Annotated in this window: 20 protein-coding genes and 2 pseudogenes; 14 read left to right on the forward strand and 8 right to left on the reverse strand. The window is 61.9% G+C overall.

The annotated features are described in order from the left end of the window. From PHO31112_RS23680 to PHO31112_RS27785, 3 genes are all read right to left on the reverse strand, one after another. A partial coding sequence (locus PHO31112_RS23680) for a hypothetical protein (RefSeq protein ID WP_150623693.1) occupies positions 1–566 on the reverse strand: 566 nt, incomplete at its 3' end. A 1031-nt stretch (positions 567–1597) separates the two neighbouring features. Beyond that, complete coding sequence (locus tag PHO31112_RS27780; protein WP_246178514.1) at positions 1598–1756, reverse strand: hypothetical protein; 159 nt, start codon at positions 1754–1756, stop codon at positions 1598–1600. Beyond that, positions 1737–2108: a hypothetical protein gene (locus tag PHO31112_RS27785; protein ID WP_246178516.1), complete on the reverse strand. Its 372-nt coding sequence runs from the start codon at positions 2106–2108 to the stop codon at positions 1737–1739. Before PHO31112_RS27785 ends, PHO31112_RS27780 begins: the two co-directional genes overlap by 20 nt. Before the next feature lie 817 nt (positions 2109–2925). On the opposite strand from PHO31112_RS27785, the gene PHO31112_RS23690 reads away from it, so the two are divergent. Further along, positions 2926–5352, forward strand: coding sequence for a cation-translocating P-type ATPase (locus PHO31112_RS23690; RefSeq protein WP_246178522.1), 2427 nt, complete (start codon positions 2926–2928; stop codon positions 5350–5352). 24 nt (positions 5353–5376) lie between these two features. Further along, entirely contained in the window at positions 5377–5982 is a 606-nt protein-coding gene (locus tag PHO31112_RS23695) for a hypothetical protein (protein ID WP_150623805.1), read from the forward strand. A 61-nt stretch (positions 5983–6043) separates the two neighbouring features. On the opposite strand, the gene PHO31112_RS23700 is transcribed toward PHO31112_RS23695, so the two are convergent. Both PHO31112_RS23700 and PHO31112_RS23705 read right to left on the reverse strand, forming a co-directional pair. Next, positions 6044–7609, reverse strand: coding sequence for a complex I subunit 4 family protein (locus tag PHO31112_RS23700; protein WP_150623697.1), 1566 nt, complete (start codon positions 7607–7609; stop codon positions 6044–6046). 644 nt (positions 7610–8253) lie between these two features. Continuing rightward, positions 8254–8820, reverse strand: coding sequence for a TetR/AcrR family transcriptional regulator (locus tag PHO31112_RS23705; protein ID WP_150623699.1), 567 nt, complete (start codon positions 8818–8820; stop codon positions 8254–8256). On the opposite strand from PHO31112_RS23705, the gene PHO31112_RS23710 reads away from it, so the two are divergent. The 3 genes and pseudogenes from PHO31112_RS23710 (at position 8747) to PHO31112_RS23720 (ending at position 10717) form a co-directional block, all read left to right on the forward strand. After that, a complete protein-coding gene (locus tag PHO31112_RS23710; RefSeq protein WP_150623807.1) occupies positions 8747–9343 on the forward strand; it encodes an SDR family oxidoreductase in 597 nt (198 codons plus the stop codon). The genes PHO31112_RS23705 and PHO31112_RS23710 overlap by 74 nt on opposite strands. A 16-nt stretch (positions 9344–9359) precedes the next feature. Beyond that, entirely contained in the window at positions 9360–10091 is a 732-nt protein-coding gene (locus tag PHO31112_RS23715) for an SDR family NAD(P)-dependent oxidoreductase (protein WP_150623809.1), read from the forward strand. Positions 10092–10118: 27 nt separating this feature from the next. Continuing rightward, a pseudogene (locus PHO31112_RS23720) lies at positions 10119–10717 on the forward strand (NADPH-dependent F420 reductase). A 441-nt stretch (positions 10718–11158) separates the two neighbouring features. On the opposite strand, the gene PHO31112_RS23725 reads toward PHO31112_RS23720, so the two are convergent. Next, positions 11159–11779 carry a flavin reductase family protein gene (locus tag PHO31112_RS23725; protein WP_150623702.1) on the reverse strand — a complete coding sequence of 207 codons (621 nt, stop codon included), beginning with the start codon at positions 11777–11779 and terminating at the stop codon, positions 11159–11161. Between the two features lie 85 nt (positions 11780–11864). Further along, positions 11865–11993 carry a hypothetical protein gene (locus PHO31112_RS27965; protein ID WP_281355116.1) on the reverse strand — a complete coding sequence of 43 codons (129 nt, stop codon included), beginning with the start codon at positions 11991–11993 and terminating at the stop codon, positions 11865–11867. 304 nt (positions 11994–12297) lie between these two features. Here PHO31112_RS27965 and PHO31112_RS23730 point away from each other — a divergent pair, with 304 nt between their 5' ends. The 5 genes and pseudogenes from PHO31112_RS23730 to PHO31112_RS27790 form a co-directional block, all read left to right on the forward strand. Beyond that, complete coding sequence (locus PHO31112_RS23730; protein WP_150623704.1) at positions 12298–12951, forward strand: DsbA family oxidoreductase; 654 nt, start codon at positions 12298–12300, stop codon at positions 12949–12951. A gap of 6 nt (positions 12952–12957) precedes the next feature. Further along, positions 12958–14364: an MFS transporter gene (locus PHO31112_RS23735; RefSeq protein WP_150623706.1), complete on the forward strand. Its 1407-nt coding sequence runs from the start codon at positions 12958–12960 to the stop codon at positions 14362–14364. Positions 14365–14526: 162 nt separating this feature from the next. Further along, complete coding sequence (locus PHO31112_RS23740) at positions 14527–14946, forward strand: DUF3224 domain-containing protein (protein WP_150623707.1); 420 nt, start codon at positions 14527–14529, stop codon at positions 14944–14946. Between the two features lie 21 nt (positions 14947–14967). Beyond that, positions 14968–15321 carry a VOC family protein gene (locus PHO31112_RS23745; protein ID WP_150623709.1) on the forward strand — a complete coding sequence of 118 codons (354 nt, stop codon included), beginning with the start codon at positions 14968–14970 and terminating at the stop codon, positions 15319–15321. A 126-nt stretch (positions 15322–15447) separates the two neighbouring features. After that, a pseudogene (locus tag PHO31112_RS27790) lies at positions 15448–15679 on the forward strand (hypothetical protein); the annotation flags it as partial. A 285-nt stretch (positions 15680–15964) separates the two neighbouring features. On the opposite strand, the gene glmS reads toward PHO31112_RS27790, so the two are convergent. Next, complete coding sequence (gene glmS / locus PHO31112_RS23755; protein WP_150623711.1) at positions 15965–17794, reverse strand: glutamine--fructose-6-phosphate transaminase (isomerizing); 1830 nt, start codon at positions 17792–17794, stop codon at positions 15965–15967. 158 nt (positions 17795–17952) lie between these two features. Here glmS and PHO31112_RS23760 point away from each other — a divergent pair, with 158 nt between their 5' ends. The 4 genes from PHO31112_RS23760 (at position 17953) to PHO31112_RS23775 (ending at position 21794) form a co-directional block, all read left to right on the forward strand. Further along, positions 17953–18438 (forward strand): Lrp/AsnC family transcriptional regulator, encoded by a 486-nt coding sequence (locus tag PHO31112_RS23760; RefSeq protein ID WP_150623712.1) that lies wholly within the window; start codon positions 17953–17955, stop codon positions 18436–18438. 103 nt (positions 18439–18541) lie between these two features. Continuing rightward, positions 18542–19315: a DeoR/GlpR family DNA-binding transcription regulator gene (locus PHO31112_RS23765; RefSeq protein ID WP_150623714.1), complete on the forward strand. Its 774-nt coding sequence runs from the start codon at positions 18542–18544 to the stop codon at positions 19313–19315. Between the two features lie 43 nt (positions 19316–19358). Then, positions 19359–20357, forward strand: coding sequence for a glycerophosphodiester phosphodiesterase family protein (locus tag PHO31112_RS23770; protein ID WP_150623716.1), 999 nt, complete (start codon positions 19359–19361; stop codon positions 20355–20357). Between the two features lie 201 nt (positions 20358–20558). Beyond that, on the forward strand, positions 20559–21794 hold the full coding sequence (locus PHO31112_RS23775) for a porin (protein WP_150623718.1): 1236 nt from the start codon (positions 20559–20561) through the stop codon (positions 21792–21794). The last annotated feature ends 6 nt before the right edge of the window (positions 21795–21800 follow it).

The raw sequence follows: 21800 nt of genomic DNA on the forward strand, positions 1-21800 counted from the left end.
AGCGTGCCGTCTGCACGCAGGTGAATTTTCAGCGCGCCAGACGCGACGCCGTACTGCCTGGCCACGCCGTCAAGCCCCCCCGCCTTGTCAATCCCCTGCTTGCCGAGGCGCTGCCACTCCCGCACCATCTCGAGGGTGATGTCCGTGCCCGGCGGGTTGAGCCGGTCCTCAGCGCGCTTCGTCAGCGTGCCGTCTGCGCGCAGATAGTGTTTCAGCGTGCTGGACGCGATGCTGTACTCCCTAGCCACGCCGTCAAGCCCGCCCGCCCTGTTAATCCCCTGTTTGCCGAGGTTCTGCCACTCCCGCACCATCTCGAGGGTGATGTCCTTGCCAGGCGGGTTGAGCCGGTCCTCCGCGGGCTTCGTCAGCGTGCCGTCTGCACGCAGATAGTGTTTCAGCGTGCTGGACGCGATGCCGTACTCCCTAGCCACGCCGTCAAGCCCGCCCGCCTCATCAATCCCTTGCTCGCCGAGGCGCTGCCACTCCCGCACCATCTCGAGGGTGACCGTCGCTCTCCCGCGCCCCGTGCCAGTTTCTTTACGGCGGATTTGGGCCGGCGGAGGCATTAAATCAGCATTGCTGCGACTGCCTGCGTTCTGTGGTGCTACGCGCTTTCGATGGCTGTCGCTGGCATGCATCTCGTGAGTTTCGAGATGCGGCGATCGTTGGGCCGAGGTCGACGGCATGCCAGAGAACCCATGGGTATGCAAAGCCAATTCGTCTTGCAGGTCCAGCGCCCCTTCAAGTATTGCTGCTGTTGAGGGGCGAGATGGGTGTTGAAGCGGACTCGGCGGCATGTCAGACAACACACCGGTATGCCGCGCCGGTATCCCTTGCATGTCCAGCACCGCGTCAAGTATTGCTGCTGTTGAGGGGCGAGATGGACGTTGAAGCGAACTCGGCAGCATGCGAGAGAACCCATCGGTACGCAAAGCCAATTCGTCTTCCAGGTCCAGCGCCACCTCTAGTATTGTTGCTGTTGAGGGGCGAGATGGATATTGAGGCGGACTCGGCGGCATGTCAGAGAACGCACCGGTATGCAACGTCGGTACCACTTGCAGGTCCAGCGCCGCGTCACGTATTGCTGCAGTTGAGGGGCGAGACGGGCGTTCCGGCCAGCTCGACGGCATGCCGGATGACTCACTGGCCTGATACACCGCGCGCACGCTGACGGCCAGCATAGTCGGCGGTAGTGCGCTCTGTCGGGGCAGTGCTGAGGTTGATGCAGCCACTGAGGGCTGGAGGCGCCGGGCCTCTGTGCCGGAAACGGGAAGCATGGCGTTGCCTGATAGAAGTTCTTGTTCGCGATGTGCCTGCCATCGTCAGATGGCCCATTGTGGCCAGTCTCACTGTTGCATAAGCTCGCCATCGGCGCTTGCATGAATCGCTCACTGGGGTGGCAAGCCGCAGCTCTCGCCGTGCGCCTGCCAGACCCACTTGGCCGCTTTCCCGTGCGCCGCTACGCCTGGTACAACCGGCCTTTTACGAGTCGACCCGATCATCCGTCCATAGCTGCGCCGAAGAAGGCACTTTGGGCTCGTGTCTATGCTGGGATCACGAACTATCGGCGCTGCCTGTCGGGATATCTCAAAATGTCCTAGGAAGTCAACGGCAGCCACGCCTCGGGGAAGGTGCTGGTGAACCATGTGACGTATGGCCGCGTGCCGTCCATTGTCGTCACACTCACGCGATGCGCCGCCACCGCGGCCGAACCAACCTGAATCTGCGCTTCGAACTCATGCGACAGTGCGATCACCTGCCCCGGCGTCAGCCCTAGACGGGTTTTGTGCGCCGGGCGCCATGGGTGCCCCCGGTGCCCCATTGCTCTGTGCGCGCCAAGGCTTGTGGGTCGCCGTTACCCGCGAGCAGGTCGAGGGCATCTCGCGCCCCAGTGGCAGCGCGCTCGGCCGCCAGTCGAACTCCCCAGACTCGCCGATAGGCTTGGCGCAGCGTGTCGAGAACACACGTCGGCGAGCCATTTGCTGCGCGTCGCGCCAGTGCGCAGCACGAACGCCAGCTTGGGCAAGCTCGGGGATGATCTCGAGGGACAGAGCGTCGACTGCGACAACACGCGTTGCCGGGGTGGCCGAATCGGCTTGATGTTGCACGATGGCTCCTATGGAGAATACGCGCGCAGACAAGCGACGGCTTGGCCGGCAACGCAAGGACTTGATGCCGGGACCGCTCGAGAACCGGACTGGCTGGGTCGGGGTGAACTGCTTTACCTGAGGCTGCTGAAATAGTCGGCAACCCCGCCGTTAGTCCCTGTTGTGCTCACTCACATTTTATTGCTGATGAGTCTCATTAGTAATTGATAATATTTCAACCGTGTTTTGTTAAGCACTCTCGATTTTCACTTGGCATGTGGCAGGCAGGCATGGAACCGCCTTTGGACACACGTGGTGTTGCTGAGGACGAAGAAGCGCTCACGCAAAGAGGCAGCACGGTCAACGACACCTTCCGCCCGTTTGATTTCGGCTGGTGCATCTTTGATGTGCTGGATTGGCGTGTGCCCCTCCCTGCAAGCGTAGGAAGAACTGCCAACGGGTAAGCGACGGGCTTCATGCGACATCGTCGTCAGCTTGAGATCGCAACGCCTACAATAGCGTGCAGCGTGACAATCAACCTGTCGAGCATCATCACGAAGTCACCCGATTCCTCCACGATCCCAAAGCCCTGTCTGAGTATCGGGAAACACGTTCTTTTCAATCCTGACGCCCTAAACGTGTCCCGTTCAGCACTTCCTTGACGCGCGTCAAGAGGTACGAGGCAACGCGGTGCAATGCTGAATGGAGCTCACTCAGCCATCGACACCGGAATTCGTGCGCACCTTCCTCCGAATCGGACGCCACGCAGATGCCTCGATCATCAGACGTTCAATCGCATTCAGGCACGCTCGACATGTCTACGCGCGAGGCGGTTGTCATGGGCCCTGACGCCCCCACCCGCCAGGGTCTCTCCAGCGAAAACGTGGAGCGCCTGCGGGCCAGGTTCGGCAAGAACATCATCGATTCGCAGCAAGGCCACAGTTGGTGGAGTTCCGCGCGCGACGTACTGAGCGAGCCGATGTTCATTCTGCTACTCGCGGCGAGCGCGATCTATTTCGTGATCGGCGACGCGGCCGAAGCCTTCCTGTTACTCGGGTTCGTTCTCGCCATAGTCGCCCTGACGGCGGCGCAGAGTCATCGGACGGCCCGCGTCCTGGCGTCGCTTCGTGAGATGTCTGCGCCGCGTGCACAGGTGCTGCGAGATGGTGAGCGGGGTCTGATATCCGCAGCCGAACTGGTGCCCGGCGATCTGGTTTTCGTCGACGAAGGTGCACGAATTCCCGCAGACGGAGTCGTCGTCGAAGTCCACGGTCTGTGCGTTGACGAGTCACTGCTTACAGGGGAATCGGAGGCGGTCGCAAAGAGCGCGATCGACAGTGAAGATAACCGACTCATTTTCGGTTCGATGGTGGTGCAGGGTCAGGCTTGGATGACGGTGAGCGCGATAGGCGCGCAAACAGAGCTTGGGCGGATAGGCAAGTCGCTGTTGACCATTGAGGAAGGCCGCTCGCCGCTACAAATTCAGACGGGCCTTTTCGTCAAGCGTTTCGCCATGCTCGCGATACTGCTGTGTGCAGCCTTGGTCGTACTCTATCGATGGCGCTACGATAGCTGGCTGCCCGGCGTACTGGCCGGCATCTCGCTGGCAATGGGAATCCTGCCGGAAGAAATTCCGGTGATTCTGACGGTGTTCATGGCGTTGGGCGCACGCCGTATTGTCACGGCCGGCGTTCTGACGCGTCGCATGAATGCGATCGAAACACTCGGCCAAACCACGGTACTGTGCGTGGACAAGACCGGTACGCTCACGCAGAACCTGATGTCCGTTCGCGTCCTTTGGGCAGGAGGGCGGAAACAGATCCTCGATGCGAACACGCGGCAAATCGACGAGCCACTGAAGGAACTGCTCGAATATCTCGTCCTGGCCAGTGAGATTGAACCCGTCGATCCGATGGAACGCGCTTTTCACCAGACAGGCCGTCAATTTCTCCAGCCGGCAGAGCACCTGCATACCGATTGGACGCTCGTCCATGAATACGAACTATCGCCGGCGTTGCCTGCAATGGCGCACGCATGGCATGCACCTGAGCGCCGGCACCACGCCATCGCATGCAAAGGGGCACCTGAAGCCGTTTGTATGCTCTGTCATCTCGACGGCGCCGACAGCGAAGCCATCCTTGCCGAAGCCGAACGCATGGCGTCGAGCGGACTGCGCGTGCTTGGCGTGGCCAAAGCAAATCATCCCGGCTCGCCATGGCCCACAGACCCGCATGAGTTCGATTTCAGTTTCGTCGGACTAGTCGGTCTGATGGACCCGGTGCGCCCTGATGCGGCCGCAGCGATCGCCGATTGCCGCGCAGCAGGCATTCGGGTCGTGATGATCACAGGGGACTATCCGTCCACGGCACGAGCGATTGCATCGGAGGTCGGCATCGACCCCCGGCACCTGCTGACCGGTCAGGCGCTAAACGCGATGGACGATTCATCGCTTCGAAATGCGCTTCTCACGACCCGTGTCTTCGCGCGCATCCGGCCGGAACAAAAGCTACGTCTTGTCGAAGCGTTCAAAGCGCGCGGCGATGTTGTCGCCATGACGGGAGACGGTGTCAACGATGCACCTGCGCTCAAAGCGGCTCATATCGGCATCGCGATGGGCAATCGCGGGGCCGAGGCCGCACGCGAGATTGCGTCACTGATTCTGCTGCGAGACGACTTCGCGCCAATCGTCACCGCGATCCGCCTGGGTAGGCGCATCTACGACAACCTTGTTCAAGCGATCAGCTACACGGTCGCCGTTCACGTTCCGATGGTGAGCGCCGTGATGATCCCGATCGTTTTCGACTGGAGCCCCCTTCTTGGGCCGGTGCACATCGTCTTTCTGGAATTGATCATCAATCCCGTATGCTCGCTCGTCTTTGAAAATGAGCCGGAGCGCGACAGCTTGATGCGCCGGCCACCCCGGGCCGGCGGCATTGCGTTGCTGTCGAGCAAGGCAATGATCCGGTGCTTCGCGATTGGCGCCGTCGTTGCTTTTGCCGTGCTCGGTGTCTATGCACTACTGGTTTATCGCGGTCTGGATCCAACCATTGCCCGCACTTACGGCTTTCTGTCACTCGTCTTTGGCAACGTCGCGTTGATTTTCGTCGTTCGCGCGATGAACCACAGACACATTATTGCTGGTGCGGGTCAGCGGAACCCTTATCTCTGGCTGGTGCTTCTGGCAACCGGCGCGGCGCTGACGCTACTGATGACTGTCCCCATGTTCGCCCGGCTATTCTCCATGGCAGCGCTGCTCGCAAGGTGAAGCATGAGCGCCTACGATCAAGTCATGGTGACGCTAATCGTGCTTTTCGGCACGGTGTTTGTGCTCAACATGCTGCCCGCGTTCGCGCCGCCGACGTGGATGGTCCTGTCGTGGATCGGCTTCCGGCAGCCTGACCTCAATCCGGTACTCATGGCCGTGGTTGCCGCGCTGGCGGCGACAGGTGGCCGGGTTGTGCTCGCGAAAGGCTCTCACTGGCTAATCCTCGGGCGGCTGATGCGCGACATCGACCGACAGAACATCGCCGTGGCGGCGGCGTGGTTGGAGCGCAAGAAGACCATGACCGCGACAGTCTTTCTTCTATATGCGTTCAGCCCGCTTCCGTCGAACTATCTTTTCATCGCGTATGGTCTGACGGGACTCGGCCTGAAGACCATTGCACTCGCGTTCTTTCTTGGCCGTACGACGAGCTATCTTGCATGGACAAGCCTCGCGCAGTTCGCGTCGGCCAAACTGGATGAAAAAGCCGACGCTCTGGGCGGCTATCCGGGCATTTACTTTGTCGGGTCGCAACTGATTCTGCTCGGTCTTCTCTATGGTCTTTCGCAATTGGACTGGCTTACGTTGCTGAACCAACACAAAATCAGACGCATCAAGCGCCCGCCACGATGAGAATCTTCGCTTGTGCGGCATACGTTGCGTAAGCGCTGCCGTCGCATCGTCCACTTCGCCCTTACGCGTCAGGCCGGGTGCCCTTTGTCGTCGCAGCAGCATGCCCGGCGGCATCGCCATGCCGGTGCCCCGCCATCTCGCTGCTGCCCGGATCGCCTGCCGGTAAGCGATGGTTCTCGATGTCCTGCACGACCTGAATCACGGTAGCGTCGATGCCATCCGTGAACGGTTTCGGATCAAGGCCGATGCCGAGCACCATCACCGCCATCGCGCCGAGCAGTGCGAACTCGCGACGGCTCACATCCTTGAGCGACGCCACGCGCGCATTTCCCACGGGTCCGAAAATCACCCGCTTGTACATCCACAGCGTATAAGCCGCGCTCAACACCAGCGTAAGCGACGCCAGAGCACCGATCCAGAAATTCACCTTGATCGCGCCCATCAACACGAGAAACTCACCCACGAAGCCCGACGTGCCCGGCATGCCGACGTTCGCCATCGAGAACAGCATCGCGAACGCTGCGAAACGCGGCATCGTCGCCGCCACGCCGCCATATCCATCGATCGATGCGCTGCCAGTACGGTCATACAGCACTCCCGTGCACAGCAGCATCGCACCCGAGACGATGCCATACGAGATCATCTGCATTACCGCGCCGTCGGTGCCCATCTCCGAGAAGAGGAACAACCCGAGCGTCACCAACCCCATGTGAGCGACAGCCGAATAGGCGAGCAGCTTGCGCAGATCCGTTTGCACCAGCGCGACCAGACTCGCGTAAATCACGGCAATCAGCGACAGCACGACCATGAGCGGTGCGAGGAAATGACTCGCGTCCGGCAGCAGCGGCAAATTGAATCGCAGCAGCCCATAGCCGCCGAGCTTCAGCATCCCCAGCATGACGGCCGCCCCCGTCGGACCATCGAGATGCACCTCGGGCAGCCACGTATGCACGGGCCACATCGGCACCTTGACCGAGAACGCCCCAAGAAAGCCGATGAACAGCATCACCTGCACCGCCAGCGGCAGATGCAGCGTCTGCCAGCGCGCGATGTCGAAGCTCTGCGTCTGCATGTACAGATAGAGCATCGAGAGCAGCATCATCAGCGAGCCGCTCAGCGAGAAGAAAAAGAACTTCACGGCCGCGTGCGTGCGATTGGCGCGTCCGTACACGCCGATCAGCAGGTACAGCGGCAGCAGGGTTGCTTCGAAGAACACGAAGAACAACATGCCGTCCTGCGCGGTGAACACGCCCTGCATCAGACCCGACAGCACCAGAAAGCTGCCGAAGTACGAACTCATGCGCGTCGTCACGGCACGCCACGACGCCAGCACCACGATGATGGTCGTCACCCCGGTCAACGCCACGAGCCACAGGGAAATACCATCGATGCCTACGTGCCACGAAGCATCCAACGATTCGATCCAGCGAAACCGCTCCACGAACTGAAGGCTCGCCACGCTGGTGCGAAAACCATGCACCAGCGGCACAATGGGCACCGCCGACATCACGGCAGCAGCGAGCGACGTCCATCGAACCACGTTGGGATGACGATCCTGGCCCAGTAGCATGACGAGCGCGCCAGCGACGATAGGAAGCCAGATGAGAAGGGACAGGATGGGGAACATTGGGGGGCCTGATGTGGTGCAACAAAAATCCAGCGAAAACGCACCATTTAGACGCAACCAGAGACGAACCGACCCCGCACGCATCGCCGTGTGCGATGCGCGCAAATCAAGGCAAATCAATGCCTTCGGGAGGGGACGCCAGGCGCGAGGGCGTCAATGGAGGTGGCAAGCATACGCGCCTCGAAAATATTTCGCATCGCAGCAAATTTTACAAATGATTGCGAGCACTTCGTCCGACCGGACGGTCGACGATTGTGTCTGCGTCGCCATGCCCGCACGGCAACGCACGGTGAAGCACGGCCACACGCCTCGAAAAAAGGCCGCTATCAAGTTCCGAGTGCATCGACTTGGCAGTGGGAAGACTATGTAGCCCAACAGAATTGCCAGTTTTCAGGCGCTATCGACTCTTGGGGCTTCTATAGCCCCAAGAGCCACATAGGTGCGTCGCGGCAGGAATGCGCAGCGAGAACAGGCAGACCTCGAACACGCGCTATGTGTCGCACATTGCCGATTTCTGCTTGGGGCAGTGCTTTATTGCCCTATGCGTTCCCGCAGCAACTCGATGAAGTGTTGCGTCTTCGCCGGCCGCAGACTGGTTTCCGTGCAACCGAGGACGGCCATCGATCACCCTATGCCGATCTGATTCAGCTCGTTGCTTTCTTGGCGTCGTGGCTCGACGGGTTTGTCAGGATGGCGCTCGTAATGAGGTGAACGAGTTGATCTGCCCTTGGCGCGAATGAGGGTTGGTCAATCGCCCAGCCGAGAGCCGTTATCAGAGCGAACAGGTCGTCCCCATTCATATCAGCGCGCGCCGTTCCCTCGCCTTGCGCACGAAGCAGTAGTCGCGCGCCCGATTCATGCACCGCTGCGCACGCAGCATAAAGAGCGGAGTCCGGGTTCGCGTGGGCTGCCGCCATCATGGCAATAACGCCCTTATAGCTTTGGGCGAATGCCACCAATTCCCGGAACCAGACGAGAAGCGCTTCATCAGCGGAAGTCGATGTTTCAAGTTCGTCGGCCTTCTGCGTCAGTGCGTCCAAATGGGTGCACAGCAACGCCTCGAACAAGGCTTCGCGCGTTGGGAAATGACGAAGCAATGTGGCCAGGCCGACACCGGCCCGGCGCGCAAGATCGCGCATCGACACGTCGGCGCCGTACTCGGCGGCGGCGTTACGCGCGACCGCGGTGAATACCGGCGGTGCTGCTGGCATCGGCCTCGCCGCGGCAAGACGCTTCATCGAGGAAGGCGCTTTCGTCTTCATTTTCGGCCGCCGGCAGGAAACACTTGATGCTGCCGTGGCCAGCCTCGGCCCCAATGCCCGCGCGGTGAAGGGCTCGGTTTCCGACGAGGCCGACCTCGACAGGCTCTACGCTGCGGTGAAGGCCGAGCGCGGAACTCTCGACATCGTCTTCGCCAATGCCGGAACGGGCAGCCCGCTTCCGCTCGGCCAGATCACCGCCACGCACATCGACGAAACCTTCGACACCAACGTGAAGGGCACGATCTTCACCGTACAGAAGGCGCTGCCGCTGATGGGCGAAGGCGGTTCGATCATCCTGACCGGGTCGAGCGCCGGCACCACGGGCGCCCCGGCGTTCTGCGCCTACAGCGCGATCCAGCGCATGGCCGATCCGGCAGAGATCGCGGCGGCAGCAGCCTTCCTCGCGTCGCCTGACAGCAGCTTCATGACCGCCAGCGAAGTCGCTGTTGACGGCGGCCTGGCGCAACTCTGATACACGAGGAAATGAAATGGGACAGTCTCTCAAGGGAAAAACCGCTCTGGTTACCGGGGCATCACGGGGCATCGGCCGCGCCATCGCCGAACGTCTTGCAAGCGACGGCGCAACGGTTGCGCTGACCTACAACGCCAGCAAGTCCGGCGCGGAGGAAACGGTCGCGGCCATCGAGAAAGCGGGCGGCACCGCGTTCGCGCTTCATGCAGACCTCGTTGACCAGGCGGCCGTCCCGGTCTTGTTCGAGCAACTCGATGACGAGTTCACTCAGCGCAACGGCAGCACGGCCCTCGATATTCTGGTCAACAATGCCGGCAATTCCGGCTGGGTTGGCTTCAAGGACGCGACGCCGGACAGTTGGGACACCCTGATGGCGGTGTACGCCCGCGCGCCGTTCTTCATCGTGCAGGCCGCGCTGGATCGCCTCGCCGATGGTGGACGCATCATCAACATCTCTTCCGCCGCCGCCACGAAGCCCGTGACCGCCGCGCCCGTCTACTCGATGGCGAAAGCGGCCATCAACAACCTGACCCATACGCTCGCCATCGAGTTGGGGCCGCGCGGCATCACCGCGAACGCCACCTTTCAGGAGAACCCCGAACTAGTCAAGGCGGTGGAGGCCGACATCGCGCTGGGGCGCTTTGGCGAGCCTTCGGAAATCGCTGCCGTCGTGGCATTCCTGGCCTCCGACGACGGCCACTGGGTGACCGGCCAGACGATTGAAGCGAGCGGTGGCTACAAGCTCTGACCACACCGAAAAATCGAAGGAGAACATATGAGCTACGCAATCATTGGCTTCGGTAAGATCGGCCACGCTCTCGCCAAGGCGTTTGCCCGCAAGGGCATCGAAGTATCTGTCGCAACCACGCGCGCCCCGGAGCGCTTTGCATCCGATGCAGCCGCAATCGGTCCCAAGGTCACGCCTACAACGCTGGCGGAAGCCGTCAAGGCGGACATCATTTTTTAGCTGTCCGTTTCGAGTCGCACCCGGAGGTAGCGAAGGCGCTGCCCAGTTAGAAGGGAAAGACCATCATCGACGCGATGAACACGCAGGCCCCGCTTGAGGAACTGGACGGTCTCCCCTCCTCTGCTTTAGTCGCGAAGGTGTTTACCGGGGCCAAGCTGGTGAAGGGCTTCAACCATCTGGTCGCTGCCATCCTTGACCAGGACCCGGCGGTACACGGTGGCAAGAGAGTCGTGTTCCTGGCGAGTGACGATGACAGTGCCACAGCGAAGGTTCGTGTGCTTGCGGAAAAACTCGGTTTCGCACCGATCCCGCTTGGTGGGCTTTCGGAAGGTGGATTGCTTGTGCACGCGCACGGAAAAAGCTGGGGGCACCTGATCTTCAAGGACTTGGTCAAGTTCGATAGATGAATCGTGGTCTCACGATTCGATCCTGCCTCGTGGACAACAGGAAGCCTCGGTCGATCGCAGCGTTGGCGACGCCGGCTGAGGCTTTCCATCACGAGTGGCTCCGGTTCCGGGGCCAAGTGCAGCCCGTGCCGTGCCAACCCCATGTGCAGACCGGCTTTCCTCGCAGCGTGGCGCCGCGATCTTTTATCTCGCGCTCCACCGTTGTGCGCCTGCCAGCATATCCAGCGAGCCGACGCGATGTGTTTGCGTCAGATGTTGAAAGCGCCGAATCTCGTCCACCTTGCAAGCACCGTGCGCTTCTCGCAACAGGTCATTGACCTGCAACAGCCGCAGGTTTTCGGCGGTCATTTCCGAGCGGCGGCCAGCAAACTCGAACTGGCCCCGAATCGCCAGCGGCGATGATGTAACTCTCCAAACCTTCGGAGAGACGATTTCTGCCGCTCAGGCCCTCGGACGACGCAGATCGAACATCGGCCCGATCTCGGCATAGTCACCGAGATAGCCGGCACGCATCACGGGATGCGCCTTCGCCGTATCGAAGAGGCCATCCTCTCGCAAATACTCGCGACGGATGTGCACCCCGACCACTTGCCCTAGCGCCAGCCAGTTATCCATCGGCCTGCCGTCGAGATCCTGCAAGCGCACGATTTGCAGCAATTTGCACTCAAGCGACGCGGGCGACTCCGCGACGTGAGGTACATCGACGTTGACGCCGGGCGCCTTCGTCAGTCCAGCCAGTTCGAATTCGTCAACCTCATGCCGCACGGGGGCTGACGTCTGATTCATCTGCGCGACGAGCGACTTGCTCGTCAGATTCCAGACGAATTCACGCGTGGCCTCGATGTTCGCGATGGAGTCCTTGAAGCCCTCGCTGCAAAAGCCGATGATCGGCGGGAATGTCGCGAAGGCGCCGAAGAAGCTGTATGGCGCGAGGTTGGTCCGGCCCGTAGCGTCGCGACTGGAAATCCAGCCGATCACACGGGGTGCAACGATGGCCTTGAACGGGTCGTGGGACAGACCGTGGCCTTTGGCCGGGTCGTAAAAATGAACGTCGTTGGACATGGGTGGCAGAGACGAAGTGAAAGGATTTTCGGTGATGCTAACGTACTCGGGCGTCTCGCGTGGCCCGACCACCGTCGCGCCACAATCATGCAGGCGCGCTCCTGCCGAGCCGCTCGATCAGCGCGCGGTGCGCCGGCCAGTGTGCCGCGAGCGCCGCCAGATCGGCCATCTCGAAGTCCTCGAACGCGAAACCCGGATCGGCGGCGGACGGCATGACGGACTCCTTGATATTGATCGCGCACTCGGAAAAAACGCGGCTCACGATATCGCATCGCAGCAGGCATCTGGCTACCCGATGCCTCTAGCCTCATCAGGCGAAACGTTAATTTCAGTCGATAAAACAAGGGCTCGTCATCGCCGCTCAGTCACACGCGCCCCGAGCACGGCATGAATAAAGACTTTCGGCGCGATCTCGGTGGCGACCGGCGAGAATTGCCGAATTATGCGACGATTGCGGCGTTGCGTCGCGCAAGGCGACGCGTTTTTCATTGCACGCGCCGCTACAGCGCCGTCAGATCATGCCCGCTACACTCAAGATTGATTTTGTCTCAGATGTCGCCTGCCCCTGGTGCGCCATCGGCCTTGCCTCGCTGAAGACGGCACTCGGCCGTCTGGGTAACGAGGTCGACGCCGACTTGCAATTCAGCCCCTTCGAACTCAATCCCGATATGCCGGCAGAAGGCGTGCCGCTCGCCGATTACATGTCGCGCAAGTACGGTCTGTCGCCGGAACAGTTGACGCAAAATCAGGCAAACATCAGCGCGCGTGCGGCCGCCGAAGGTTTCCCGATGCGTATGGATCTGCGCACACGTGCCTACAACACGTTCGATGCGCATCGTCTGCTGCACTGGGCACAGACGGTCGGTCACGACAAGCAGTTGGCGCTCAAGGAAGCTCTGTTTCGCGCCTATTTCGTCGAAGGCAAGCGCACGAGCGATCCGGAAGTGCTGGTCGACGCCGTGGAGCAAGCCGGCCTCGACGCGACGCGAGCCCGTGAGATTCTCTCCACCGACGAATACGCCGAGCAGGTGCGCGCGCTCGAGCGCCATTACCAGAACCTCGGCATTCGCTCGGTGCCGGCGGTCATCTTCAATAATCGCCATCTCGTGAGCGGTGGCCAACCACCGGAAGTTTTCGAACAGGCCATCCGTCAGATTCTGGCCGAGGGCTGATCCGTCATGTCGTCGCTGCCTCCGACCGTCGATACCCCCACGGCTGGCGCCCCTACCGGGGTGCAATCGCACGAGCCGCCCGCCACCGGACGCGGCCTCGCCATGACGGCGGTCCTGCTTGCCGTCTCGCTGGCCAGTCTCGATACCGCCATCGCCAACACGGCCCTGCCGCAAATGGCGCTCGATCTGAACACGACGCCGTCGGCGTCGGTCTGGATCGTGAACGCCTACCAACTGGCGATGGTCGCGACACTGCTCCCCTTTGCCTCACTGGGCGAGCGCATGGGCCACAAGCGCGTATTCATGTGGGGCGTGGCGGTGTTTCTCGTCGCATCGCTGCTGTGCGCGCTGTCGCCAACGCTCGGCTTTCTGGCTGCGGCTCGCGTCATGCAAGGCGTGGGCGCCGCTGCGGTCATGAGCGTGAACATCGCGCTCATCCGCTTCCTGTATCCGGCCCATCAGCTTGGACGCGGCGTCGGGCTGAACGCACTCATCGTCGGCATTTCCTTTGCCATCGGGCCGACGATCGCGTCTCTCGTGCTCGCGTTCGCAAGCTGGCCGTGGCTGTTCTTGATCAACGTGCCGACGGCGCTGCTGGCGCTGGCGTTTTCGCGCCGCAACCTGCCGGACACACCACGCAGCGAACATAAGCCCGACATGATCGCCGCGCTGCTCAACGTGTTGACGTTCTCGCTGCTGATCTTCGCGTTGAGTCAAAGCGCCCAACAGGCCGACTGGCATCTGACGCTGGGCTGCTTCGTCGGGGCGCTGGTGTTCGGATGGGCGCTGATTCGCCGCGAGCGAGGCCATCGTGCGCCGATGCTGCCGGTCGATCTACTGCGTCTGCCCGCGTTCGCACTCTCCACGATCACGGCCATCTGTGCGTTTGCAACGCAGGGATTGGGGCTCGTGTCGTTGCCGTTCTATTTCGAGAACGTGCTGCATCGCAGTCCCATCGAGACAGGCTTTCTGATGACGCCGTGGCCGTTCTTCGTGGCCGCGATTGCGCCGTTGGCCGGACGCCTGTCGGATCGTTATCCACCCGGTGCACTGGGTGCGATCGGCCTGGCGATGCTGAGCGCCGGCATGGCATTGCTCGCGGTCATGCCCGAGCATGCCGCGCTATGGGATATCGGCTGGCGGATGGCATTGTGCGGTCTGGGCTTCGGCTTCTTCCAGTCGCCGAACCTGAAGGCCTTCATGCACAGCGCCCCGCCTGAGCGCAGCGGTGGGGCAAGCGGCATGGTGGGCACGTCTCGACTGCTGGGACAGGCAACGGGCGCGGCGCTCGTTGCCCTCGCCCTGGGTCTTGCGGGCACGCACGGTTCGACGTGGGCGCTGGCGTGGGGGGCGGTATTCTCGGCCGCAGGCTGCCTTGCCAGTGGCTTGCGATTAGTGCCGCAACGCGCCTGAGCACGCCTCGAAGTCGTTGTACAAAGAAGCCCCGCCTTGTGCGGGGCTTCGTCGTTTTGGGGCGCCATGACATCTGACGCTTGCATATTGGCGATGCTTGAGTACACTGAGCGCTGTACAAAAACACAGCATTTTCCACACCCCCAACCGAGGACCGTACAAGTGGACCACTCAGCCCAAGGGCGCTTCGACATTCAACTTGAGCCGCAGCCGCTAAGTCCCGTTGCCGAGAGCACCGGGCTTGGCCGTCTGTCGTTAAACAAGACGTATCACGGTGACTTGCAGGCGACCAGCCAGGGAGAAATGCTGTCGTTCCGCAGCAGCACTCAGGGTTCCGCTGGCTACGTGGCGATGGAAACGGTGCGTGGCACGCTGCAAGGCCGCAGCGGCACTTTCGTGCTCCAGCACAGCGCGACCATGACGCGCGGCGCGCCTACCCAGTCCATCAGCGTTGTCCCCGATTCCGGTACCGACGCATTGTCCGGAATTTCCGGAACGCTGGTCATCACCATTGCCGACGGCCAGCATTCCTATGCGTTCGACTATTCCCTGCCCGAGGGACACGACAGCTCGCACCATTGAGCTACCCTCCAGGAGACAGACATGAGCACACGAGGCGTCGACCGGCAGATCGACAATATCGAATTCAACGTGAGCGACATCGCTCGCAGCAAAGCCTTCTACGGCAGTGTTTTTGGCTGGACATTCACCGACTACGGCCCGGCCTACACCGAGTTCAGCGACGGCCGGCTCACCGGCGGATTCACTACCGGCGAAGCCCGACCGGGTGGTCCGCTGATCATTCTGTATGCGGACGACCTCGCTCAAACTCAGCGCCGTGTCGAAGCCGCGGGCGCCAGGATCAGCCTCCCCGTCTTCTCGTTTCCCGGCGGACGCCGCTTTCACTTCACCGACCCTGACGGCCACGAACTCGCCGTCTGGTCGGCGGCAGAGTGAGGCGCGCGCTCAGGCAGCGTCACTTTCGCGCGTGCGTCCCTCGGCGCTCACGCTGAGCCCGACCTATTCATCACCGGCCGCGAGCGTCTGCACAATAGGTTAAGCCATGAATGCCAATATTCAGACTATTGGGTCACGATCATGTTCTCCCAGACTCCGGGGACGGCGCTGGGGGACTGGACTGCCGATAGCCGGGCTTGGCTATACCGGCGCAGCGGTCGTCTTCGGCACCCTTCTGCAGGTTCTCGTCGGCGCGTATTTCTGGATGAGCCGATATTCGGCTTCGTTTGCCTTGCTGGCGTTCATTCTGAGCAGCCTGCTGCTGGTACGGCAACGCGCCTCCGCGAAAGCGCATTAGCATTAGCCTCGGCGTTGCCAAACGAAACACCACGGCGCAAACCGCGCCGTGGTGCCTGAAAGCATGAGCAGCCGGGAGCTGCTCAGAACGCCACGCGGATGAGGTAGTCGAGAAGCGCGAAGAGCGGATTTTCGAAGTTGCCCATGTCAATCTCCTTGAAGGTTATCTAACGGTTCCCCCGTGTTCACTTGTCTTGTGACAGTGCGTCGGGTTGAGCGCATTCTCAGCCTCGTACGGAAATGCCACAACTGCGATTAGTACGGGCCTCCAGACCTGTCGCACACGTCATTCCACCGTGACCGATTTCGCCAGATTTCTCGGCTTGTCCACATCCGTGCCGCGTGCGACGGCGGCGTGATACGCGAGCAACTGCATCGGGACGGTGTGGAGAATGGGCGACAGCAGACCATAGTGCTCATTCAACCGGATCACGTCGATATCCGCGCCGGGCGACAAGCCGCAATCGCTGTCGGCAAACACGTAGAGCTTGCCGTTTCGCGCGCTGACCTCGTGCATGTTCGACTTCAGCTTCTCCAGCAACCGGTCGTTCGGCGCCACCGCCACCACAGGCATTTCATCGCTCACGAGCGCAAGCGGTCCGTGCTTGAGTTCGCCCGCCGGATACGCTTCCGCGTGGATGTACGAGATCTCCTTCATCTTCAGCGCCCCTTCCATTGCGACCGGATAATGCAGTCCCCGGCCGAGGAACAGGATGTCCTGCCGGCGCGTCAATTGCTCCGCCCACGCAATGATCTGCGGCTCGAGCGCCAGCACTTTTGCGATGGCGTCCGGCAGATGCCGCAGGGCGCGCAGATGTTGCTGCTCGTCGTCATCCGACAGACGCTTACGGCCTTGCGCCAGCGTCAATGCCAGAAGAAACAGAGCGACGAGCTGCGTCGTGAACGCCTTCGTCGACGCCACACCGATCTCCACCCCGGCCCGTGTGAAAAACGTCAACGCACACTCTCGCGCCAACGCGCTCGTCGCCACATTGCAGATCGCCAACGTGTGACGCATTCCTCGCTGCTTCGCTACATGCACGGCCCCGAGCACATCGGCGGTCTCGCCGCTTTGCGAGACGGCGACGACCAGCGTCTTCGGATTAGCCACACTGTCTCGATAGCGATACTCGCTCGCGATTTCCACGCTCACCGGCAGTTGCGCAAGACTCTCGATCCAGTACTTTGCCGTCAATGCCGCGTGGTAACTCCCCCCGCAAGCGAGCAGGAGCACCGAGTCCACCGCATTGAACACCCGCCAGGCGTTGTCACCGAATAGCTCAGGCATGATCGATGTCACATCCTGCAACGTGTCCGCAACCGCACGCGGCTGCTCGAAGATCTCCTTCTGCATGTAGTAGCGATACGGCCCCAAATCGGCCGCCCCGCTATGCGCGGCGACACGATTGATCGGACGTTCGACCCGCTGTCCCTGCGCATCCGAGACCCAGAAGCGGTGAAGCTGGACATCCGCCACATCGCCGTTTTCCAGATACACGATCCGGTCGGTGACGTTCGCGAGCGCAATCGCGTCGGAGGCGAGGAAGTTCTCCCCATCCCCCACGCCGACGATCAACGGCATGCCGTCGCGCGCACCGACCAGGCGATGCGGCTCGTCGCGGCAAATCACCGCGATGGCGTAGCTGCCACGCAACTGCGATGCGGCTGCCCTCACTGCTTCGAACAGATCGCCGTCGTAAAGATGGTCGATCAGATGCGCAATGACCTCGCTGTCCGTCTGGCTTGCAAAGCGATAGCCATGCGACTCCAGCGTCGCACGCAACGACTCATGATTCTCGATGATGCCGTTGTGCGAGAGCGCGATGCGCGGCGCGTCGGCGCTCGGCGAAAAGTGAGGATGCGCGTTGTCGGTAACCGGCTTGCCGTGCGTTGCCCAGCGCGTGTGGGCAATCCCGGTGTAACCCGTGAGCCCGAGTCGGCCGATTTCGTCCTGAAGATTCGCCACGCGCTCGACGCTGCGTGCACGCACTAGTTCCCGCTCGCGATACAGCGCGACGCCACACGAATCGTACCCGCGGTACTCCAGACGCTTCAGACCGTCGACAAGGTTGGGGACGATGTCCCGTTGCGCGACCGCGCCGATGATTCCACACATAACGCCTCCCCGAAATGATTCGTTGCCAGTCAGTGAGGCGATGGTAGAGTTGACGTAGCGAAATTAATCGTCAATATTTTCTTTTATATGAAATAAAAATTCAAAGAATATAATTGATGAAATTAAATTTCACATCACCTCATTCCGCTGGAGATCCCATGACGCGCATCACCCTGGACGATCTGGATTTGCGAATCCTGAGCGAGCTGCAAGCCGATTCGTCCATTTCGAACCTTGAACTCTCGCGACGCGTCCATGCGTCCGCCCCAACCTGCCTGCGCCGGGTGCGGGCACTCAGCGACGCGGGCGTGATTGCACGACAGATCGCCATCATCGATCCGTCGAAGTTGGGGCCAGCGCTGACCGCCGTGGTCGAAGTGAGTCTCGACCGGCAAACCGCCGAGGATTACGATACCTTCGAGTCCTACATTTGCGCGGAGCCCGTCGTCACCCAGTGCTACCGCGTGTCGCCGGGGCCGGACTTCGTCGTCATCGCCGAAGTCGGCGACATGGCGCAGTATGACGAACTCGCGCGCCGGCTGTTCAAAAGCTCGTCGAATATTCGCAACGTGCGCACGTTCTTTTCGACGCGCCGCGCGAAATTCGAAGCCAACGCCCCCATTCGTCCGAACGTGTCTCGCTGACTGAAAATGTTCATTTGAACATTCGACATCGTCATTTGAATGTCACGCACGCCTGTCAAAGTGGCGCCCATTCCAGAATAAATGTGCGCGACACCACCGCCCGATGGACCTTTCCGAACGCCAGACCCGCATCGTTGCTCTGTTTCGCCAGCATGGCGAAATGAGTGTCGATGCGCTCGCCGATCACTTCGGCGTGGCCACTCAGACGATTCGCCGCGACGTCAACACGCTGTGCGATGTCAATGTGCTGCGTCGCTATCACGGCGGCGCACGTCTGCTCACGCCGGGTCCGAACCAGCCGTACGAAGTGCGTCGCGTGCGCAACCTCGAAGGCAAGCTGCGCATCGGTCACGCGGCCGCCGAGCGTATCCCCGATGGCGCCACCGTGCTGCTCGGCATCGGCACGACGCCCGAGCAAGTCGCCGTCGCCCTCGTGCCTCGCAAGCGGCTGTGCGTGATCACCAATAACCTGCGCGCCGCGCTGGTTCTGGCAAGCAACCCCGAACACCGTGTGATCGTTCCCGGCGGTGAACTGCGTTCGCCCAACCCGGAGATTCTCGGAGACGAAGCCAACCGGCTGTTCCGTGCTTATCGCGCCGATGTCGGCGTGTACAGCGTTGGCGGCATCGACGACGACGGCACGCTGCTCGATTACGACCGTCACGAAGCCGCATCGCGCGAAGCACTGCGCGACGCGAGCCGCTATCGTATTCTCGTGGCGGACACCTACAAGTTCTCTCGCAAACCCAGCGTGCGAGGCGGGCAACTCGACGAACAGGATCTCGTCATCACCGACGCTCCGCTGCCCGAGCCGTTGCGCGAACACTTGCAGACACCGTCTGCCACACTGGCATCGCCCGAGATTCTCATTGTCTGACCCGATACCGATCGCTCACCCATTCGCCTCGAGACCGCCCGTCATGCACTCCGCTTCCTCCCGCTTCGATCGCCCCGCCACCCCGTCAGCCCGGTCCGCCCGGCCCGAGTGGACACGCCTTGCGGCGGCCGGCGTCGCCGCGCTCGCCTTCGCCTTCGGCACGCTCACGCCCGCCGCTGCCAGCGCCGCCCCGTTGATCGTCGCGCATCGCGGCGGCACCGGAGACACCCCCGAAAACACGGTGCAGGCATTCACCAACGCGTTGCAGAACGGCGCGCAGGCCTTATGGATGACCGTACAGGTCACGCGCGACGGGGTGCCGGTGATGTACCGTCCGGCCGATCTTTCCGCACTGACCGACGGACGCGGCAAGCTCGCCGACATCGACTACGCCGACGTGCATCGGCTCAATGCGGGTTATGCCTTCTCTCGCAAGGACACCAGCGGACAGACCGTCTTCCCGTACCGCGACCACCCGTTGCCCATCCCCACCTTGCGCGAGGCGCTCGCCGCCGTGCCCGCCAACGTGCCCGTGCTGCTCGACATGAAGCAAACACCCGCTGCACCGCTGGTGGAAGCTGTCATCAAGGTACTCGACGAGACCAACGCCTGGTCGCGTGTGCGCCTCTATTCGACCGAAGCCGAAGCGACCGACCGCCTGCGCACTCGCCGCCCGCAGGCACAACTGTTCGAGTCGCGCGACACGACCCGCAACCGCCTCGTCGCCGTAGCACTCGCCGGACGGTGCGATGCACCGCCCGCGCCCGGCACATGGGCCGGCATCGAATTGCATCGTCAAGTGGAAGTCGTCGAGCACTTCACGCTCGGCGAGGGGATCTCGAAAGTCGTGGCGAACTGGTGGACACCTGCCGCCGTGCAGTGCTTCAAGTCGCGCGGCGATGTCCATCTCGTCGCCTTCGGTGTCGAGACGCCGCAGGACTTCGAAGCGGCGTCACAGCTTGGTTTCGATGCCGTGATGACCGATTCCCCCGCTCGCTTGCGCGCGGCATTGGCCAATCAGGCGCCGAGCGCGTCGAAGTAAATCGTCCGTTCGCGCGGCGTTCTGCCGCCGCGCGACGAGCGACCGACGCACGGCCAGATTCTCCGCTGAAGTCAAACGGCTTTCCCACGGAGAAACGATTGGCATATCTTTAGGACTCCTAATTTCAATCGTGATGCGACAACAGGATTCGTCAAGCCGGAATAGGCATCGCAACTCACTGCTACGCACAGGAAACACACCATGAAGCCTCTTGCTCTCCCCCCTCTCGCCCGTGCTGCCGCACTGGTCATCGGCTGCGGTGCCGCCACACTCGCGCATGCCCAGTCCAACGTCACGTTGTACGGTATCGTCGACGGCGGCATCGGTTATGCCAGCAATGTCGCCAGCGTCACCCGTGCAGGCGCGGCCGGCCGCCCGGCGCTCGTCAATGGCGCATCGAGCTATGCGTTCCAGAGTGGTACGTGGCAAGGCAGCCGCTGGGGCATTCAGGGAACGGAAGACCTCGGCAACGGCCTGAAGGCGCTGTTCCGCCTGGAGAACGGCTTCAATATCGGCAACGGCACCGCGAGTCAGGGCGGGGCAGAGTTCGGCCGCCACGCTTACGTCGGCCTGCAAGACAAGGCTTACGGCACCGTCACGCTCGGTCGTCAGTACGACCCGCTGATCGATCTGGTCGGCTCGGTCGGTGGCACGGCACTGCTCTCGGGCGTGGCGGCACATCCGGGCGACGTTGACAACCTCGATCACAGCTCGCGCGTGAACAACAGCGTGAAATACCGTTCACCGACGTGGGGCGGCTTCACCTTCGGCGCCATGTACGGCTTCGGCGGCCAGCCGGGCACGATGGGACGTCAGAATACCTGGGGGCTCGCCGGGCAATACGCGAACGGCCCGATCACCTGGGGGGTGGGTTACTCGCACGCCAACAACGACAAGGCGAGTGCCACGGACACGACGATCGGAAGCTGGGCAGGCTCGTCCGAATCGGCATTCGCGTCGTCGATCAACGCCGGTTATGCCAGCGCGAAGGCACGCGACATCATCGCCACGTCGATGACCTACCGGATCGGCGACACCACGCTGGGTGCGAACTACAGCCACACGGAGTACTCGGCAGGCAGCTACTCGCGCTTTACCCGCACGGCCAAGTTCGATTCGGTCGGCGTGCTGGCGATGTATCGCGTGACCAGTGCATTCCGGCTGGGCGGCGGCTATAGCTTCACGAACGTGAATGCACCGGCCGCGAACACGTCGGGCGCGAAGTACCACCAGTTCAACCTCGCGGCGTTCTACAACCTATCCAAACGCACGGAACTGTACGCGCTGGCGGGCTACCAGAAGGCCTCCGGCAGCACGCTCGATACCTTCGGCAATGTGATCGATGCGACCGCTTCGGTTGGCGACGCCGCCAACGGCATGTCGTCGGCGACCAACGCACAGACCGTCGTTCGCCTGGGCGTGAGCCACGTTTTCTGAGGCTGA

Origin of the sequence: Pandoraea horticolens (assembly GCF_902459555.1) — a bacterium.
Lineage (GTDB): Bacteria > Pseudomonadota > Gammaproteobacteria > Burkholderiales > Burkholderiaceae > Pandoraea > Pandoraea horticolens.

Bases quoted from the DNA above. Each gene is read 5' to 3' on its own strand.
- PHO31112_RS23690 (WP_246178522.1), top strand. From the start codon at position 2,926: ATGGGCCCTGACGCCCCCACCCGCCAGGGTCTCTCCAGCGAAAACGTG.
- PHO31112_RS23695 (WP_150623805.1), top strand. From the start codon at position 5,377: ATGGTGACGCTAATCGTGCTTTTCGGCACGGTGTTTGTGCTCAACATG.
- PHO31112_RS23700 (WP_150623697.1), bottom strand. From the start codon at position 7,609: ATGTTCCCCATCCTGTCCCTTCTCATCTGGCTTCCTATCGTCGCTGGC.
- PHO31112_RS23705 (WP_150623699.1), bottom strand. From the start codon at position 8,820: ATGCCAGCAGCACCGCCGGTATTCACCGCGGTCGCGCGTAACGCCGCC.
- PHO31112_RS23715 (WP_150623809.1), top strand. From the start codon at position 9,360: ATGGGACAGTCTCTCAAGGGAAAAACCGCTCTGGTTACCGGGGCATCA.
- PHO31112_RS23725 (WP_150623702.1), bottom strand. From the start codon at position 11,779: ATGTCCAACGACGTTCATTTTTACGACCCGGCCAAAGGCCACGGTCTG.
- PHO31112_RS27965 (WP_281355116.1), bottom strand. From the start codon at position 11,993: ATGCCGTCCGCCGCCGATCCGGGTTTCGCGTTCGAGGACTTCGAGATG.
- PHO31112_RS23730 (WP_150623704.1), top strand. From the start codon at position 12,298: ATGCCCGCTACACTCAAGATTGATTTTGTCTCAGATGTCGCCTGCCCC.
- PHO31112_RS23735 (WP_150623706.1), top strand. From the start codon at position 12,958: ATGTCGTCGCTGCCTCCGACCGTCGATACCCCCACGGCTGGCGCCCCT.
- PHO31112_RS23745 (WP_150623709.1), top strand. From the start codon at position 14,968: ATGAGCACACGAGGCGTCGACCGGCAGATCGACAATATCGAATTCAAC.
- glmS (WP_150623711.1), bottom strand. From the start codon at position 17,794: ATGTGTGGAATCATCGGCGCGGTCGCGCAACGGGACATCGTCCCCAAC.
- PHO31112_RS23760 (WP_150623712.1), top strand. From the start codon at position 17,953: ATGACGCGCATCACCCTGGACGATCTGGATTTGCGAATCCTGAGCGAG.
- PHO31112_RS23765 (WP_150623714.1), top strand. From the start codon at position 18,542: ATGGACCTTTCCGAACGCCAGACCCGCATCGTTGCTCTGTTTCGCCAG.
- PHO31112_RS23770 (WP_150623716.1), top strand. From the start codon at position 19,359: ATGCACTCCGCTTCCTCCCGCTTCGATCGCCCCGCCACCCCGTCAGCC.
- PHO31112_RS23775 (WP_150623718.1), top strand. From the start codon at position 20,559: ATGAAGCCTCTTGCTCTCCCCCCTCTCGCCCGTGCTGCCGCACTGGTC.